Origin of the sequence: Kribbella alba (assembly GCF_039529635.1) — a bacterium.
In the GTDB taxonomy this organism is placed as follows: Bacteria; Actinomycetota; Actinomycetes; order Propionibacteriales; family Kribbellaceae; genus Kribbella; species Kribbella alba.
The window spans coordinates 1-17,781 of sequence record NZ_BAAANE010000007.1 but is presented as its reverse complement, the minus strand read 5'-3'; the positions used below and the strand labels follow the sequence as shown (position 1 = coordinate 17,781).

The 17,781-nt window shown below is 63.7% G+C and carries 16 protein-coding genes; 8 read left to right on the top strand and 8 right to left on the bottom strand.

What is annotated here, in order from left to right; all coding sequences use genetic code 11:
* Positions 1-6: 6 nt before the first annotated feature.
* The 3 genes from ABD210_RS18215 to ABD210_RS18205 all read left to right on the top strand — a co-directional run bounded on the left by ABD210_RS18215 (position 7) and on the right by ABD210_RS18205 (position 2,372).
* Positions 7-408 carry an FxLYD domain-containing protein gene (locus ABD210_RS18215; protein ID WP_344112819.1) on the top strand — a complete coding sequence of 134 codons (402 nt, stop codon included), beginning with the start codon at positions 7-9 and terminating at the stop codon, positions 406-408.
* 393 nt (positions 409-801) lie between these two features.
* Positions 802-1,167 (top strand): hypothetical protein, encoded by a 366-nt coding sequence (locus ABD210_RS18210; protein WP_344112818.1) that lies wholly within the window; start codon positions 802-804, stop codon positions 1,165-1,167.
* Positions 1,168-1,292: 125 nt separating this feature from the next.
* A complete protein-coding gene (locus ABD210_RS18205) occupies positions 1,293-2,372 on the top strand; it encodes an EcsC family protein (protein WP_344112817.1) in 1,080 nt (359 codons plus the stop codon).
* Positions 2,373-2,669: 297 nt separating this feature from the next.
* Here the strand turns inward: ABD210_RS18205 and ABD210_RS18200 are convergent, their stop codons facing one another.
* From ABD210_RS18200 to ABD210_RS18185, 4 genes are all read right to left on the bottom strand, one after another.
* Entirely contained in the window at positions 2,670-3,191 is a 522-nt protein-coding gene (locus tag ABD210_RS18200; RefSeq protein WP_344112816.1) for an EVE domain-containing protein, read from the bottom strand.
* A gap of 63 nt (positions 3,192-3,254) precedes the next feature.
* The gene (locus ABD210_RS18195; RefSeq protein ID WP_344112815.1) at positions 3,255-4,361 is read right to left on the bottom strand and encodes an McrC family protein; all 1,107 of its coding nucleotides are present in this window, start codon (positions 4,359-4,361) and stop codon (positions 3,255-3,257) included.
* Positions 4,362-4,441: 80 nt separating this feature from the next.
* A complete protein-coding gene (locus tag ABD210_RS18190) occupies positions 4,442-6,991 on the bottom strand; it encodes an McrB family protein (protein WP_344112814.1) in 2,550 nt (849 codons plus the stop codon).
* Positions 6,992-7,039: 48 nt separating this feature from the next.
* Positions 7,040-7,348: a hypothetical protein gene (locus tag ABD210_RS18185; RefSeq protein WP_344112813.1), complete on the bottom strand. Its 309-nt coding sequence runs from the start codon at positions 7,346-7,348 to the stop codon at positions 7,040-7,042.
* Between the two features lie 266 nt (positions 7,349-7,614).
* Here ABD210_RS18185 and ABD210_RS18180 point away from each other — a divergent pair, with 266 nt between their 5' ends.
* Positions 7,615-8,586 carry an aldo/keto reductase gene (locus ABD210_RS18180; protein WP_344112811.1) on the top strand — a complete coding sequence of 324 codons (972 nt, stop codon included), beginning with the start codon at positions 7,615-7,617 and terminating at the stop codon, positions 8,584-8,586.
* Between the two features lie 67 nt (positions 8,587-8,653).
* Here the strand turns inward: ABD210_RS18180 and ABD210_RS18175 are convergent, their stop codons facing one another.
* Together ABD210_RS18175 and ABD210_RS18170 are read right to left on the bottom strand one after the other, a co-directional pair.
* On the bottom strand, positions 8,654-9,319 hold the full coding sequence (locus tag ABD210_RS18175) for a response regulator (protein WP_344112810.1): 666 nt from the start codon (positions 9,317-9,319) through the stop codon (positions 8,654-8,656).
* Positions 9,316-11,310 (bottom strand): sensor histidine kinase, encoded by a 1,995-nt coding sequence (locus ABD210_RS18170; protein ID WP_344112808.1) that lies wholly within the window; start codon positions 11,308-11,310, stop codon positions 9,316-9,318. Before ABD210_RS18170 ends, ABD210_RS18175 begins: the two co-directional genes overlap by 4 nt.
* Before the next feature lie 158 nt (positions 11,311-11,468).
* Between ABD210_RS18170 and ABD210_RS18165 the strand changes: the two genes are divergently transcribed.
* From ABD210_RS18165 to ABD210_RS18155, 3 genes are all read left to right on the top strand, one after another.
* Complete coding sequence (locus tag ABD210_RS18165) at positions 11,469-11,927, top strand: hypothetical protein (RefSeq protein ID WP_344112807.1); 459 nt, start codon at positions 11,469-11,471, stop codon at positions 11,925-11,927.
* Positions 11,928-11,954: 27 nt separating this feature from the next.
* Positions 11,955-12,461 (top strand): hypothetical protein, encoded by a 507-nt coding sequence (locus ABD210_RS18160; RefSeq protein WP_344112806.1) that lies wholly within the window; start codon positions 11,955-11,957, stop codon positions 12,459-12,461.
* Positions 12,462-12,747: 286 nt separating this feature from the next.
* Positions 12,748-13,626, top strand: a complete 879-nt coding sequence (locus tag ABD210_RS18155) for an SEC-C metal-binding domain-containing protein (protein WP_344112805.1) — start codon at positions 12,748-12,750, stop codon at positions 13,624-13,626.
* A gap of 599 nt (positions 13,627-14,225) precedes the next feature.
* Here the strand turns inward: ABD210_RS18155 and ABD210_RS18150 are convergent.
* Entirely contained in the window at positions 14,226-14,948 is a 723-nt protein-coding gene (locus ABD210_RS18150; protein ID WP_344112803.1) for an MBL fold metallo-hydrolase, read from the bottom strand.
* On the bottom strand, positions 14,945-16,270 hold the full coding sequence (locus ABD210_RS18145) for a hypothetical protein (RefSeq protein ID WP_344112802.1): 1,326 nt from the start codon (positions 16,268-16,270) through the stop codon (positions 14,945-14,947). Before ABD210_RS18145 ends, ABD210_RS18150 begins: the two co-directional genes overlap by 4 nt.
* Positions 16,271-16,806: 536 nt before the next feature.
* Between ABD210_RS18145 and ABD210_RS18140 the strand changes: the two genes are divergently transcribed.
* Positions 16,807-17,706 (top strand): SUMF1/EgtB/PvdO family nonheme iron enzyme, encoded by a 900-nt coding sequence (locus ABD210_RS18140; RefSeq protein WP_344112801.1) that lies wholly within the window; start codon positions 16,807-16,809, stop codon positions 17,704-17,706.
* The last annotated feature ends 75 nt before the right edge of the window (positions 17,707-17,781 follow it).

Genomic DNA, 17,781 nt, shown 5'->3' with positions numbered 1-17,781 from the left:
CCGATTGTGCTCCTGATCCTGGGAGTCCTGTTCGTCGTCGGCATCGGCGGTTGCGCCGCGCTCCTGAATTCAGCGAGCAACGAGGTGCAGAAGCAGGATGATCGCAGCGCTCCACGCGATGTCGCCGTCGGCACGGCCTTCACGATCGGCAAGCACCAGACGCTGTCCGGCTGGAAGGTCGTCAACGAGACCGGCATGTTCAGCGTCGTCGGCAAGGTGAAGAACGTCAGTGATGCCACCTCCACCGCGTTTTTCCACCTGAAGTTCCTGTCCGCCACGGGGGAGGTACTCGGGAACGTGGATTGCAATGGCAGCGACCTCGAGCCCGGACAGACCGAAGACTTGAACTGCCTGCCGGACGGGAAGTTCGGCAAGTACCAGAAGGTCACCGCCGAGGCGACGTTCTGATCTCGGCCTGGCGTCGCTTCGGCTGAAGCGTTGGGGCGACGCCACCACAATCCTTTGCAGCAGGGGGAGTCTGCCATGTCCTTCCACAATCCGAACCAACCGTTCCGGCCGCCGCCGTTCACGCCCCAGCAACCACCGAAGCCTCATACCGTCCGCAATGTTCTGCTGATCTGCCTGGCCGGCTTCATCACGGTAGTCGGAGGATGCTCGGCGATCGTAGTGGCGACCACAGATCCGGCCGACTCCCCCGCGGTGTCGGCGACTCGGGCGACATCGACAACCACGACTCCTGAGGCCCCCGTCGTAGCCCGTACTACGCCGCCACCGGCACCATCCTCAACCCTGCCAACGTCCAAAGCTCCGCCGACAGTGTCGGCCAAGCCGAAACCCGTTGTGTACAAGAAGATCACGTCACGCCAGTGGAAGCTGATCGCCAAGAGCCCCGATGCCCACATCGGCGAGGCCATCATCATCTACGGACGAGTCGCACAGTTCGACGCCGCGACCGGCACCGACTCATTCCGAGCCGACGTGGACGGCGTGCGTCACCGGCCGTCGTATGGATACGTCGATTACCCGACGAACACCGTCCTGGCGGGCGATGTACTCGAGCTGGCTGACCTGGTGGAAGACGATTTGTTCACCGCGAAGGTCACCGTCAGCGGCTCGCTGTCATACGACACTCAGATCGGCGGCGAGACCACCGTCCCGTCCCTCCGAGTCACGTCAATCACAGTCACCGGCTCGGTCGCCGACTGACTTCTGTAACGCGTCATCAGATGATTGCGATCAAGACAAAGGGAGCGGGCGGAGGCGGTAGCGGTCCGAGCAAGGAGCGCTGCGACGGCGACGTGTCTGCGGGATCTATAGGTGGGGAGCACCAGATGGAACTTTCCGAGTACGAACGTCGTGTCTTGCGCGAGATCGCCGAACACAAGCGACGCAAGCTCGAGGCGTCGCCAAAGCGCCTCATACCACCGGCTGCTCGCAGATCCGCACAGAGAGCGGCGGGTCGAATTAACATGCTGCCGCCCGTCAAGTTTGTGCGGCCGCATGTCACCGATGCGTTGCTCAAAGCTGCCCAGGGCATGGGCAAGGCAACATCGCAAGTCAGCAGGGTGACACTCTCCGAGCAGCGACTCGTGCGGGCTTATCAGCGACGCGGCATCGACATCGATAACATCAGCGACGTTCGCCAGCTCGATCTGGACATTGTCGAGCAGCATGTCGTGCCGAAGCGGATGAAGGTCCTGTATGCATCAGCCGCGGCCACAGAAGGTTTCGCCGCTGGCGGCATCATCGCCGGAGCGGAGGCGATGGTTGCGGCTGGAACTGTTGCCGGAGCCGGAGTCGGCCTGGTTCCCGGTGTGGGGCTACTCGCAGCTACCGTTGCGACAGACGCGGTTTTCGTCCTGGGAGCCGCGAGCCGCGGCGTGGCTCATCTGGCTTTGTATTACGGCTACGACCCGATGGATCCATCCGAGGAACTCTTTATTCTCTCGATTATCGGGCTAGGTAGCGCTCAGACCACCGCAAGCAAGATGGCCGCGTACCGGGAACTCTCGGCACTGGCACAGAAGCTCGCTCGTCGCGCGTCCTGGCAGCAGCTGAACCAGCACGTACTCACGCGCGTCGCGCAACGGTTCGCCGCTCAGTTTAGCGTTCGTTTGACACAACAGAAACTGGGGCAGTTCGTGCCCCTCGCCGGCATCTTCCTGAATTCGTCGCTCAACTACAAGCTGATCGACGATGTCCTGGATGCCGCATATTGGGCATATCGTGAGCGCTTCCTCGCGGAGAAGCAAGATGACTTCACAAGCACCGGGTTGCCCACCGAGTCGCCCTCAGACGACGGCCCAGACAACAGCGAGCCACCTATCAACGTACTTCAGCTCCTCGAGGAGGAGCTAGCAGTCGACCATGCCAAGACCGACGAATCACCACCGGACATCACCGACGCCTGAGTCCACCACCTAGTCGCGTTCTCTGCTGGCGTTCGGTTCGCGCACGCCGTGCTGCCATGCATCCGAGCAATCCCGAAGTGCTGGCGTCACGTCATCAGGCGACGGGTGTAGCCGCCACCGACCAGGCGTGTGTAGGCGGCGCGCATGTCGTCCGGACCACAGGTTGCTCGGCAGCGACCCAAGCGCTAGTTGATGACGCGTTGCCAGTCACCGACCAGCATGTCCAGAACGAATCTGCCTCCCCGATGCTGCCGATGTAGCCGGCCAACTCGATGGGCGCGGAAGCACCCTGACCCTCTACGAGGGCCAACCCGCAATGCGCAGCTCGGCAGGCGAGATGAAGACGAGCAGTGCGTCGCGCTGCTCGGGCGTGAGGTACGTCGGATTACCAATCACCGGAATGACGAATTGCTCGCACATCCCAAGTATGGGGTCCGCCTTCATATCGGCGCGCGGAACCGCGTGTCCCAACAACAAGGATGTGTAGGGGACGGCGTACGTCCGCTTCTTGGCCAGATTAGGGTTGACGAGGTAATTCTCGTCGATGCCGTCAATCTCCTTGGGCGTGCCGCTGACCTTGCCGATCTCGTAGATCCCCGGATCCTTCGTGCCGGTTATCCAGAGCACCATCAGATCTTCCGGCTGGATGAGATGAGTACGATACGTGGTTCCCACCGTCCACGTCTCACCGACAAGGACACCCGGTGCGCGGCTTTCGTTCTCCAGCGCAGCGAAGTAGTCCCACGTGTCTTGCGGATTTCCCTTGAACACCCATGCACCGACATTGGATCGGGTGAGCTGTTGCTTCGAAGTAGCCATGGTTCTCCTTCCCGCGGACCAGCAAATTCACCGCGAATGCTCGGTTGTTACGTTGCCATCGTGTTATTTCGGGAGCGCCGTTCCGATTGCAGAGCTGACCAGCTCACGGATCTGTGCGAGGACGGCCACGGGATGGTCGCGCAGATCGAGGGCATATTGGAAGACCTGCACATCGGTGTGCGCTACTCGGATCGGTTCCTTGCCCGCGTCACCGACCGCGTACACCAGCCAGCCGGTGGGTAGCTGTAGGGCGGTGCAGTAGGCCAGCATCTGATAGACGTCCGCATTCGGATAGCCGCCCTTCGGATCCTCCAGCTTGTACTTCGCATCGAACACCGCGACTGGCTGGTTCCCCCGCAGCTGAACGACATCTGGCTTCATAGGGACTTTGCTCCCCTCCCCGAGATGTACCTTGTACTGCGCCCTCGTCGTCCCTTGGCCGCGGAACGCCTCTCTGATCGCGGTTGACACAAAGTCTTCGAAGACCGTCGCCATGTTGACGACGAACGCGGCGAGAGTTGCGCGCCCAGACCCCGCAATACTGGACTGGTTGTCCAGCACCACCTCCGCAACGCGAAGCGCAGGTGCGTACCGGCGGTTCAACCGAGTCGGCAGCCAGGTCGGCCTCCTCCGCCGGATGACGGCGGGAGTCACGCCGTCCAGACGGCCGTCCAGGTGAGACAACCGGCGGCGCGCCTGATCGCGGAGCCGGGGCACGCGAAGCATCTGCCGGATGGCGGCCCGAATGATCTGGTTCTCCGCAATGTCGACCGTGTACTCGTCAAACCGAACCTCCAACGGAAGCGGGATGCCCGGCCGGCGGGCCAGCTGGTCTGAGACCCGAATGCGGCCCCGTACGACGTGAAGCGAGTCGTCCTCGGTTCGGTAACCCTGGAGCACGCCGCCACGCATCGCCTGCTCACAGGTTCGGATCAATGTTTCTGCCACCGTGGCCCAGAGATCGTCGCCGGCGTGGGCCGACACCTCCTCCGGCCGGAAGCCTGGGTCCTTTGCATAGGCGAGGTAGAAGAGCAGCGACGCAGGTGATGCCTTCGAGCTGACCATCACGTCAAGCTCGCCGACGACAACAGACCCCACACGACCTCTCGCCGCGATACGCCAGCGCCCGTCCCGCTCAGGTCGGACATCTACCAGCCCTGAGGCCTGCAACGCGATGGCAGTCGCATCATCCAAGGCCCTGATCTGGCCGATCTGGTCCAGTTCGTCGAGCTGAACGCGCGACTGCACTGTCACTGCTCAGCGACCTCCGGCGCGGAGTCCAGAAATTTCTGTAAAGCAGAAAGCCCAAAGCGCTCCTCGAGCTCAGCACGGCTATAGCGACCGTAGTAGTGCTCCTCCAACAACGGAAGTATCGAATAGGTCCACACGCGCTCGAGCCCACCAGGCCGATCGACGTCCGACTTCATCAGGTACGACGGTCCGATTTGCATGTCGCGGTCCTCAGGATGGATGGCGGCATTCAGAGCTTGGAGGAGGTCGACCCTCCTGTCGTCGGGTTTTCCCTCGGCGATTAACCACCGGCGCAGCAACGACTTCACCGGCTCGATCTCTGGATGCATCTCCACGAACGCGAACCGACGGCTGATCGCGGCATCGACCAGAGCGATGCTGCGATCGGCGGTGTTCATTGTGCCGATCACGAACAGGTTCCGCGGAAGGGAAAACGACTCCGCCGGCGAGTACTGCAGATTGATTGCCGAGTCGCGGTACTCCAGCAAGAAGTAGAGCTCACCGAACACCTTGGCCAGGTTGGCGCGGTTGATCTCATCGATAATCAGGAAGAACGGCACGGTTGGCTCGTCGTTGGCGAGCGCGGCGATCCGGCGGAGCGGTCCCGCTGTCAGCGCGAAGCCGACCCGGTCACCACTTGCAGCCACCGGCCGGAAGCCCTCAACGAAGTCCTCGTAGGCGTAAGACGGGTGAAACTGGACCAGTTTGACGGCGTCTGGGCTGGTTAGATGCCTAGCGAGATGCTGTGCTAGGTAGCTCTTGCCAGTTCCAGGTGGGCCATAAAGGATCACCTGTTGTCGGTCCTGGAGTAGATCGATCAGCCTCTGGATCCAGGACCTGTCGAGGTGCAGCTGCCCTTCCAACTCATCCGTTGCCTCACTGAGTTCCGGGTGTTCGAGCGGCTGGACGAGTTCTTCGGCAGCCTCGCTGTCGGGCGTGTCCGACTGTGGCAGCAGTCCAGTGAGCAGGTGCAAAGATCGCGTAATGTCGACCAGGCGGCCTTGTTGCTCCAGATCTGCTGTCAGCTCAGCTGGCAACCCTGTGACAGGACGACGCTCTTCCGCCCAGTCCACTGAGCGAACCAGTTCCTTTGCGTCAGTGGTGCTCTCGGCATTCGACGTAACCACGCCAACTGCGAGAGCCGAACCGTTGAGGAAGGCAATGACGTCATCGGTTCGCATCCGATTGACGAATGCCGTGAACTCGTTGCCCAAAGCAAGCCGATGTACGTAGTCCTCGTGCTGATAGTTGCGCTCAACCGTCTCGCGAATGGACAACTCCGACGAATCGGCCGGTAACGGCCCGAAGTGTTCAGCATCAAGGGAGGCGTACCCACCGGCCAGCCAGTCATCGAGTCGACTCGACGCCTTGGACGGCGGTCGAATGAGCCATGCCCTACGCTCGGCCGGTACGGCCAGCTTCCACTGCTCCTCGTAGGGGCTGCGGTAGAAATCGACTGGTGCTCCAGCGTCGTTCTGCAACGCGATGGCGATGGCGAACAGATCGCGGTCGGAATCTTCGCTCACGCCTCCGATGCGAGCGGAGAAGGCGCTGCGAATGTGAGCCTTGTGGTTGACGTTGACTATCGGCAGGAAGTGGTTTGGATGCAGGAGATAGTGCCACGACTCCTTCAGAGATGGCATCGCGTCCTGACTGTTCACGAAATCTCGCCACAGCCACGGATCCCCGAGAATCTGCCGACGCTCTTGCTCAGGGATGTGCCACCAAGCCCTGACGATCTCGACTGCTTCAGCGAGCCAGCGCCACGCCAACGTATTCGCGCCTTGTCCACCGTTCCAGCTCGACTGGGTGAACGCTGCCCGAACCTGACGAGGTATAGCGACAGGGCTATCCATCCAGGAGAGCACCTTGGCGAGCCGGTCTTGCTTCGTGATGCTCGTCAGGTTCGACAGCGGCAATGCGTGCAGCATCATCAGCTCTGCAGCGAGGACAAGTCCGTCATCCGAGAGGTCGCTGAACTGCCGGCGCAGCTTGACCATGAACGAATCCGCCGAGGTGTCGACCCGAAGGTTGTAGGCCGCATACAGCTTGTCTGCGGTCTCAGCTGACCAGGCGTTGATCGACGGATCGAGCGCTGAGGGCTCACCGCCCAACCCGAGGCGGAGTATGTCTGAACTGACCTGACGAACCAGTAGGTCTGGCCTCGGAGGGGCGATCACTGCGCTGGGAAACGTGACCACGTCATCTGTCTTGCTCTCTAGTTCACGAACCTGTTCCGTGTGAGCCAAAGCTCGACGCTTGAGCTCCTCGGCCGACTCGATCTCAGGGAGCTCAGCCTGGCCGGCACGTGTGAGTATCCAGTTGCCGTCGATCGCGAGTAACCACTCGGCTCTGGAAAGGTCTGCAGAGATGTAGGACCACGACACGAAACCAGGAGGACGTCCCCGCGCATCCCTCCGGGTGTTGTCCCCGTCAGTCGGCAGCTGGGCGGCCACCATCTCCCACAAATCGCTGCGATGCATCCGTCTGCCGTCTGCCGCAAGCAAGATGCGGGTGGCGACGAAGACTTGATCCCATACTGAAGTCATTGCGTATCCCCAGTTGAGTGGCTCGGACTCTCACGGTAATCCCAAGCGCTACTTCTCTATGCCGTAGTCCCGCAGTCGATCCCTCGCGATCTCGGTCAGCTCAACGGAGAACAAATCGCTGAATTCTTCTTCAAGCATCAGGTGTTCGACAGTCAGGTCAAGGCGGTGCTTGAGATACAACGAGGTGAAGCCTTCCGATGGCTGACCGCTGCCCACCAGTCGCCGCGCTGTCTCCAACCCACCATGCTCGCTGAGCATCCGCAAGAAGTAGGTCGCGTGATAGCCGGTCTCGGTTTTGGCACGCTCGTAGATCCCGACCATGCGCCGATCAAATTCTTTCTCAGTGCCTTCAGCCACCGATCCCCCTCACAGCTGGGCCTGTCGACACATCTCGCACGGAGAGTACCCGCCCAGGCGTGTGCTTGATTCGTCAATCGGCGGCAGCAGGCGCGCCGTTACACATCGTCACGGAACCCGGATCATCCATCTCCCTCCCGGACGCGCTCGCCAGGGCCTTGGACACTGGCGCGCACACGTCACGCACACGACTCAGAAGCACAGGCGATCGAACTGAGTGGATTCTCCTGTTGGAAATCTGAGCGACGGCGACGGAAGGTGGAGGTATGGAATTCACTCATCTTGGTCGGACTGGCCTGACTGTCAGCCGTATCTGCCTGGGCACGATGAACTTCGGGCCGCTCACGAGCGAGGAAGACTCGCACGCGATCATGGACGCGGCGCACGAGAAGGGCATCAACTTCTTCGACACTGCGAACGTCTACGGTCGGAGCGTTGGCAAGGGCGCGACCGAGGAGATCGTCGGTCGGTGGTTCGCGAAGAGCCCCGCGAACCGTGAGAAGACGGTCCTCGCTACCAAGCTCTACGGCGACATGGATGAGTGGCCGAACGAAGGCAAGCTGTCCGCGTTGAACATCCGCCGCGCGCTCGACGCGAGCCTCAAGCGCCTTCAGACCGACTACATCGACCTGTACCAGTTCCACCACGTCGACCGCGCCACCCCGTGGGACGAGATCTGGCAGGCCATGGAGGTCGCCGTACAGCAAGGCAAGATCCTGTACGCCGGCAGCAGCAACTTCGCTGGCTGGCACATCGCCCAGGCACAGGCGGCCGCCAAGGAACGGCACTTCACGGGCCTCGTCAGCGAGCAGTCCATCTACAACCTCATTGTGCGGGACGTTGAGCGCGAGGTGCTGCCGGCTGCACAGGAGTACGGCCTTGGCGTCATCCCCTGGTCGCCGCTGCAGGGCGGCCTCCTCGGTGGTGTGATCCGCAAGGAAAACGAAGGCGTACGCCGTACCGAAGGACGCGCGAAGGAAGCACTCGAGAAGCTACGCCCGCAGATCGAGCAGTACGAGGCGTTCGCTGAGGAGCTCGGCTACGAGCCCGGCGACGTCGCGCTTGCGTGGCTCCTCCACCAGCCCGCCGTTACTGGCCCGATCGTCGGCCCCCGCACGATGGAGCAGCTCGAGTCCGCGGTCCGCGCTGTCGACGTGAAGCTCGACGACAAGGCACTCGCCAAACTCGACGAAATCTTCCCCGGCTACAAGACCTCCCCCGAGGACTACGCCTGGTAAGGCAAACACCACATCGCCCGTACGACGTCACAGCGTCGTACGGGCGATGCGTGTTCACACAAGCGGGTCAGCCGAGGCTGGCTGGCGGACTGCCGATGCCGGATTCCTTGGCCTTGAGGGCGGCTGCTGTCCGGTCTGGGACCTGGAGTTTGGTCAGGACCTGCGAGACGTGGTTGCGGACGGTCTTCTCTGACATGCCCAGGCGTCGTGCGATTTCGTGGTTGCGGCATCCGGCGGCGAGTAGTTCGAGGACCTCTCGCTCGCGCGGGGTCAGGTCCGGGAAGGCCCGAGCGGTGGGCGACTCGACCTGGCGGCCGGAGTAGAACGCGACGATCCGCCGCGCGACGGCACCTCCGTAAACCGCCTCACCAGAGGCGACGGAATGGACGGCGCGAACAATCTCCTCGCCATCGGAACCCTTGACTAGATAGCCGCGGGCGCCAGCGCGGAGTGCGGCGAAGACGTGCGCGTCGTCCTCGTGCATGGTGAGCACGAGAATCGGCAGCTCGGGCTGCGTGCGCAGGAGCTGCGTGATCGCCACGACACCATCGAAGCGAGGCATCGACAGATCCGTGAGTACGACGTCGGGCGCGAATTCCCGCACCACACTCACCAACTCCGCCCCATCGCCCACGCTGGCGACGACCTCGATGGCCTCGGCCTGCTGAAGGATCGCCGTCAATCCGTAGCGGTACATCGGGTGGTCGTCGGCCAGCGCCACGCGGATCGTCATGACAGCTCCAGCGGGAGTACTGCGGTGACGAGCGTCCCGTGCGGGCTGGCCACCTCGACAAGGAGGCTGCCTCCGATGTCGGCGGCGCGCTTGCGCATCGAGTCGAGGCCATGTCCCGCGCCGGCGTCGGGACTCAGTCCCCTACCGTCGTCGAACACCCGGACGCGAAGATCCCCGTTCGCCCGATTGAGCCGTACGGCGCAATGGTCGGCGGCCGAGTGTCGCGCGACATTCGTCAGCGACTCCGCGACGATCCGGAACGCCGCCTCCTCGACCTGGGGCGCCAGCAGCGGCAACGCATCCGCCCGCAACTCAAAGGCCGGACCGCCGGGATGACCCATGCCGAGCGACGATGCAGTGTCTCGCACTGCACCTTCGAGGCCGTGCAAGTCGAGCGAGGTCGGCCTCAACCCGTCCAGAACTCGGCGGACCTCGCGTACCGCCACGTCGGCTTCGGCACGCGTTCGCTCAAGCAGCATGGGCACGGCATCGGGATCGATCCGATGTGCGGTGCTCGCGGCCTCCAGACCTAGCGCGATGCCGGCGAGTGAAGGGCCGAGCCCGTCGTGCAAGTCTCTCCGGAGCCGATCCCGTTCGGCGAGCGTCGCTGTGGTGACTCGTGTGCGTTCACGTGCGAGCTCCTCAGTGAGCCTTGCCGCCCCAACGACGACAGCCAGGTGCGGCGCGAGAGCTGTCACCAGCCGCGCGTCCTGCTCGGTGACCCGCGTTGCGCCGCGGCGCGGTCCGATCGCCAACGTGCCAAGCTGTACTCCCCTGTGGCGCAGCGGAAGATCGAGCGGCACGCCGGCCGAATCACCCACCTTGGCAATCGCTCCACCTTGGACGTCCCGAACGACGGCGTACGACGTACCGGCAGCTGAGGCGACGGCTTCAAGCATCGAGGCGACCGGATCATCGTCCTCGACCTCGAGCCCGGCGCCGACCCGGTCCACGAGGGTAAGCGGATCGGCGCGCTCCCCCAACACCAGCCGATCCACAAGAATCCGCAACCGCCCAGCGACGGGCACCACGAGCACAGCCACTACAGCCGACGCGACCAGCAGCGGCAGCGGTCCCTCGGGCACCAGCCGGGCGAATACGGTAGTGAGCCCGCCGATTACGAGAGCGACCAGCAACGTCATGGGGACATAGAGGAGGGTGCGCCGGAGCACTACCTCGATGCCGAGCAGCCGATAGCGCAGTACGCCGATCGTGACCGCGACCGGCACCAGACCGTAGGCAAGAGCGAACAACAGGCGGTACTCGGTGAAGACCGTGGCCAACATCGCCGCGACAACGCTGAGCAGCCAGAGCAGCTGCTGCCGCTCGGGGGCCTTGGCGCGAATCGCGCGGACCAGCGTGCCGATCACGGTGACGGCCACGGTGGAAATCAGCAGGACTGCCGCCGACAACCCGACCGCCCACACCCACCAGGTGGGGGCGTCCCACGGCAGCCGGGTCCCGGGAACGGTGTCGTCGACGCCGCCCTGGCTGGTCGCGGCCGTCAGTACGATCAGCCCGATCCCGACGAGCGCCGCCCGGACATGCCACCGCCAGAAGGCGGACGTCGGCCTGCCTGTGGGGTAGAGCGGCGGGAGCACGATCACCGGCAAGAGCAGCGACGGGATCCAGGTCCACGAGGCGAGCCAGGCCGCCGCAAGGCCCAGCGGCAGGGAGTGGTCAGGGTCGGTGAGCGTGCGCGTGGCGTACGCGTCGGCGGCCACGTTGGTCGCCTGGAGCAGCCCAGAGGCGACCAGGAGCCAGCCGATCCAGTTCCGTGGCCGCAACTGGATCAGCGCGGCTCCGGAGAGCGCGAAGCCAGCGACGATAAGGCCGATCCACCAGGATGGGCCAGGGCCGACGACCCCGGGACGGGACGTGACACCGCCCGCGAGCGAGAACGGGATCGTTGCGAACAGGACGAGCGTGAGCGCAGCGAGCGACCAGCCGCCGATCCGGCGTACCCGGTCGTAGTCACGCACCGCTCCCATGCCCAAAGTGTGCGCCCGATCGACCTGACTGTCCCGGGACAGACGTCCCGGAGCGTACGGGAGGCCCTCCCGGTCGAACCCCGTCCCGTGATGGATCCGTCCTGGCAGCAAACCGTGGTGCCCTCGAAGCCTCAATTCCAACCCATAAGGGGGCACCCATGAGCGCCATCAGCACCACGTCGCACCGACTCGACATGCTTCACCCGCTGATCGCCGCGGCGACCGGCGCAGCGACCTTCGGCCTCACGATGATCGCCGGCGACGTCTTCGACCTCAACACCGACGCGGACACAGGACCGGCAACGAGCGTTTGGGAATTCGCCCTGTACGTCGCGTTGGTGCTCGTGGCGAGCGTCATCGCAGTCTGGCTCGGTCTTCGTGCCCGTGCAGGCTCGCCCAGTCGGCTGTCCGGGACGGCGCTCGGTCTGGCCATCGGATCGGCTGCCACGTTTGTCGCCTTCTGGTCGGGCTGGCCCCAGGTCTTCGGCGCGGTCGCTGTCGTACTCGCCATCGAGCACCGACGGCGGATCGGCTCGTTCTCCGGCGCCACCCTGACCGCACTCATTCTCGGCGCGATCGCCTTCATCGCGGCCGCCATCACCTCCCTGCTCGGCTGAACAGATCGTTGTCAGAGGAGTCATGTCATGAAGCAAAAGCTGGCCACCCTACTCGGCGCCTTCGCCCTCGTCGGTGTCACTGCCGGCCCCGCGTCCGCGGCGGGCGGGGCCGAACACGCCTTCCTCCTCGAGGACTACAACGCCTACGAACACTTCGCACCTGGCGACGGTCCGTGCGTCTCCTGGGCGGGGACGTTCCACGAGGTCCGCTCCGGCGGGTACCGCTTGGTCACCGCGCCCGGCGGCCAGGTCGCGGGAGAGTTCCACGTCAACGGCGTCATCGACGGTCTGGTCGAGCTGATCCCGGACGCCGCCTCGCTGCCGACGTACTCCGGTACCTACCGCGAGAAGGTGAACGCGGTGGTGACCTCATTTACAGAGCAGGGCGACCCCGCACGCGTGTCGCAGTACCGGCTGCGAAGCACGCTCCGAGGCACCGACGGTTCGACCATCACCCTCCGGCTGTCGGGGAAGTTCACGATGAACGCCAACGGTGTCGTCGTGGTTTCCCGCGACACCTTCACCTGCGATTAGCACCAGGACGCGCCGGGCGGCCACCGAAGCCTGGGTGGCCGCCCCACTCGTCGACCACTCAGCGCATAGCAGTCAGCAGGTCGATCTGCGCACGCGCCGGCTACACGATATGGGTGAGTAATGCGGACTCGCGAAACGCCGGGGACTGCTCACGCGATCCAGTCGGACAGCTGATTAGTGTCGCCCTGTGGCGGACCAACTTGTGATGGCAACGGACGAGATACAGGCGCGGCTCCGGGAGTTGGAGGCTGAACTCGAGGAGTACGCCGATCAGCGCGGTGAGATTTTGCTCGAGATCGCCGCCGCCAGGGTCGAGCTGGGCGAACCGGACCGTGCGGTCGTCGTCTGGCGTGACCTGATCGCCGAGGGCGGCGAGGACAGTGACTACGCGCGGGTGGCCCTTGCGGAATACCTGTTCAGCGTAGGTCAGGACGAGAATGCTCGCGCCGAGTTGGCGGCGTTGAAGGCGACACGTCGAACCTCGGGCGGCGGGTGGCAGCTCGCGGCGGAGCTGCTCGAAGAACGTGGCGAGCTGGCCGAAGCGCTGGTCTGGTTCACCATGGCAACCGAACGATTCACGACCGAGGAGCTGGCCACCCTTGGCGAGGACGCCGGCTGGGCCTCACTACCCGGCATGTTGGTGCGGAGCCGCCGTGGCGTGCGGAGGGGGATGGGTTTGGCCCCCGACGACACCGATCAGCTGGTGCCAACCGAGGAGGAGATCCAGGAACTCTTCCGTCGGCCGTTCCCATCCACCGAAGAGGCCATGGACACGCTGCGTGCGCACCGCGGTGTGCCAACTGAGGTCCGGATCTTGTTCTGGCCGCGATCCGAGTTCGACGCGGCCTGCGAGCAATGGCCCGATGCGATCGATCAGGGAGCAAGCCAGGCGCAGTACTACCGCAATCTCGAGACCAAGCTGGACGCCATGGCGAGCGAGGGAGCCCGCAGAGTAAGTGCCGTGCCCTGCAGCGTCGAAAGCTTCGCCGCGTACCTCGACGCAGCCGGCGAACGTCCGTTGGACTCGTCGGCCGCCCGACGTGACTATCTCGATGCCCGCTACAGCGAGGGTCATTACCGCCAGTGGCCGCCACCGCGGAACCAGCCCTGCTGGTGCGGATCGGGAACGAAGTACAAGAAATGCTGCGGGGCGCCGACCCGCTGACTCCACAATGACCAGGTGACGCATCTGACTGCAGCAGTCGCTCCCGACTCTCTGATCCGGCGAGGCATTCGGAGGTGGGAAACCAAGCTGGCTGGCCGCGGTCGAGGTCCGGACAGCGTGGAAGACTCGCACGCGATCATGGATGCGGCTCATGAGAGGGGCATCAACCTCCTCGACACCGCCAAAGGGTACGGGCCAGCCATCTAACCGGTCGCACCGAGGAGATCATCGGCGAGCGGCCTCTCCTGGATGGTCTTTCTTCTCCTGCACGTCGGTGGAGGTCGGCCGAGGATTGCCGATGGTGTTCCCGATCGCGCTCAGACCGTCAGATAACTTCCACGCCATCAGGCTGAACATCCCGAATGAGGAGAAACCGCGGCTTGCTCGATGCACTCGAAAATATTCGCGTCCGTCTCCCGGTGCCACTCGGGTAAGGCATCCCAGTCTGCGACATAGCCCGGTGTCGCTCCGCTGCCCCAGGAGAGGTTGGTCCCATGCATGTCGACGTGACCCACGCCGGTCAGCGAAGAGTCCCTCTCTGGGATTCCGATCCGGATTTCGACTCAGCTACCAGAGGTACGCCGTCCTCGGTGGCCGAGCTATGGACAATGGAGCACAGCGCCGGCCTGGGCGACTTGGGCGCCGCTCGCTCGCCAGGTCGCATCAGTTGTTGTGAGGTCACGCGCCAAATGGGTGAGCACGAGGCGTTTCGCGGAAGCGCCTGCGTGTGCTGCGTCTTCCGGCGTGCAGTGGTTCTTGCTGCCGACAGCGGTTGCGCCTACTTCGCAGAGGAAGATGTGCGCTTCGGCAGCAATTGTCTCGAGTTCGGGGCAGAGCTTGGTGTCACCGGAGTACGCGAGTGTGTGATCCAAGTGGGTAAGGCGAATCCCATATGCAGGCACACCATGCTGAACAGCTATCGACCTGATGGTGACATCGTTGACCTTTTGCTCTCTGGTCGTGTGCTCGCGTACGTCGAATAGTCGTCGTAGCTGGTCCGAACCGTCTGGCGCCGGCAGCGCGGCGCCGATTCGGGCAGCCCACCCCGGTGGACCATAGATCGGGATGCGTGGAACACCTTTGGTGTTCGCCGCCCACTGGTAGGCGGCCAATAGGTCGCCCGAATGGTCTGCATGCAGGTGCGATATCCAGATCGCAGCAAGTTTGTCTGGGTCTGTGTGGCGCAGTAACTCTGGCCAGACGGCGAGGCCAAGTTCGAGGAGGATCAACGTTCCGGACGCGTCGACGAGGTATCCCGAGCACGGCGAGCCCGGCTCCGGATAGGGGGTATTGCAGCCGAGCACGGTGATAGTAAGTGTCATTGTGGCAAAGCGCGATCAGTTCTGGCGCCGGCCTGGGCTACGTCGCCGTTAAGCTTCTGTGCCGCGACAAAGGCTTCAATATCGGATACCAGTTGACGCGCAGTCTGCGAGGTCGCATAGCGTGGTGACTGGAGTGCGCCCGTGAGATCGGTCGCGCGCCGTGCCGCCCCCGCAAGGTAGCTGTCTGTCATGGACAGCAGAGGCGAGAGGGCGTCCGCTGCGTCATCCAGCGAGTCTGACCTAAGGTACGCCAGAGCGAGGTCAGCGCGTGTCACAGCGACATGCGGGAGTGAGTCGTACTCGTCCACGAGAAGTCCCAGAGCTGCCGTGAGTTCGCCCTCTGCTTTCTCGGTGTCGCCTATCCAGAGATGAGCCGTTCCAGCCATCCTGACCTGGTCGGACAAGGGGTAGGCCATGGCGCCAATTCCAGCAGAGGGACCATCAGCCTCTCTCGCTCGCTTTGCAGCTTCGAGAGCCGAGATCATTGACTCGCGGTCACCATCTTTCGCCCACGCTCGTGCCTCGAATGCTGCGAGCCGGGCCGCTTCGACGCCGTCTGGTCCGTTCATACGTGCTTCCTGGGCGATGATCGCGGCCGAGCGGTAGCGACCTTGCCAGAACGCGATGGTGCTCTCAAGCGAGGATGCCCACGCATGCACCGCCGGCTCTTCTGCCAGGTTGGCGGCGACCGACGCGGTGCGGGCGTGCCGCGCCGCTGCCTCGTAGATGCCGAAACGGTCTGATGTGACGACCGCAAGAAGCCCGCAGGCCCGAGCACCAACGGCGTAGAGCCGCCGACTTTGCCTCGGATACTGGCGTCCTTCAAGCGCGGTGAATGCTTGATCGCGTATCTGTCGCATCTCAAGTACCAACGGAATCAGAGGCCCGGTCATGAGGTCGACCGCCACGCGATCCAGCGAACCCTCGAGCCAGGCGAGCTCAGCGTCGCCAACGTTGCTTGAGCCCGCGGTCCGCCCGTGATCGGAGGACTCTTCGGCTGTGGCCATGACGATTGCTCTCTCGGTCAGCGACTGTGGGTCATAAAATCTCACCGACCTGTTGCTGCTCGGCAGCGCGATCGCGACATGGCTCATTTCTAGCAGGCTGAGGAAGCGAGCCTGCGAGCTCTCGTCCGCCTGCTCCAGGGCGGTGTCAAGCATTGCCTGAAAGTTTGCCGTTTGGACCAGTCCAGGCTGCTCCCGCCACTTGGACACGGTGCGAAGCGCGACTCCGAGGTGATCCGCGAAGGACTCGTTGGTCATGCGGAGTGCAGCCTGCAGAATGCTGGCCTGCTGCCCGGTCCAGGTCCCTACGACCGCCATAGTTGCTGCTCCCCAGTCGCTGCATGTGGTGAGTCGAGACTACCGTCCGAGCAACCACCGCGCACTGTAGGTGCAGGCTGGGTGCACCGAGAGTGCATGGCTCGCTGGGCGGCAAGGGCCTTGACTGAACACATGAAATCAAACGGGCAGATCTGAGCGATCGGTGACGGACTACGCCCAGCCGCTGCTACTCGGCTTCATCTTGAAGCACCTTCGAGCGGGCCACGGGCGCCCGCGTCATACTCGCAATTTCTTCTCCCTTGATCTAACGGAACCGTGCAGCTCCTCACCTCTCACTGGGGCGGCATGAGTTCATCGCCCTGGCACCGGTTCCGTCATTACACGTCCCTGTCTGAGCTCCCCGACTCTGTATCCCCTGAGGGTTCGGACATGGACCCAAAGGCCGGCTGGCGCGGCCGCGATGCGAGGTCGCTCTGCGCCAGCCGTTCCAACACCCAACAAGTAGGAGGTATCGAAAGGATCCGGCATGTCGACGGACTTGGAGATCGAGTCTCAGCCGCAACCATGGCCGGCGGATGAGTTACGTTAGCGTTCAACGTTGGTCCGGACGCGAGGTTCGGGCCCTTCGCGATGCTAAGCGGATGAGCCTGCGTGAGTTTGCTGCCCACCTTGGGATCAGCGATCGCATGGTGTCGAAATGGGAGGCTGCAGGGGAGCAGATTCACCCCCGGCCGGTGAACCAGGCAGCGCTCGACACGTCGCTGGCACAATCCTCGGCCGAGGTGCGGCGTCGGTTCGAAGTACTGCTGGCTGGCGATGCCGCGGCCATTGACACCATTCATCTGACGCAGCCGGTGCGGCATCCAGTTGACGGCAAGCAGATGGTGCTCGTTGAGGCGGGCCTCTTTCTGCAGGGCCCCAATAACGACCCGCATTGGCTGCCAGCGTTCTACCTCGACGTGTACCCGACTACCAACGCCGACTATGCCCGCTTCATCGCCGCCACTGGTCACGCAGCACCGCAGGGCTGGACCGATGGAACGTATCCGGCCCGGCTCGGTAATCACCCGGTGGTCTTCGTGACCTGGCACGACGCCGCAGCCTACGCCGAGTGGTCCCACAAAGGGTTGCCCACCAGCGCTCAGTGGGAGAAGGCTGCCCGCGGTCCCCTCGGCAAGACCTATCCGTGGGGCACCAGCGCCAGTGCAGCCAAGTGCAACTGCCGAGACAACGGTCCTGGCGAAACGACCGCTGTGGATTGCTACCCCAGTGGTACCAGCCCGTACGGCGTCTATGACCTCTGCGGCAACGTCTGGGAGTGGACTAGTCACCCAAGCACCCCTGGACGGTACGAGCTGAAGGGCGGTGCCTTCACTAGCCCGTTCGCTCGGGCGACGCCAACTGCCTTCAATGATGCATCATCGAAGATGCTTGACGATGACACGGGATTCCGGTGTGTGGCGCCGGAGTTCTGAGAGCTGATTCTGTCAACGGTAGCCGAAAACTGACCCCGTTGCGGCAGTTGAAAATTGACCCCTTGGTGGTCATGG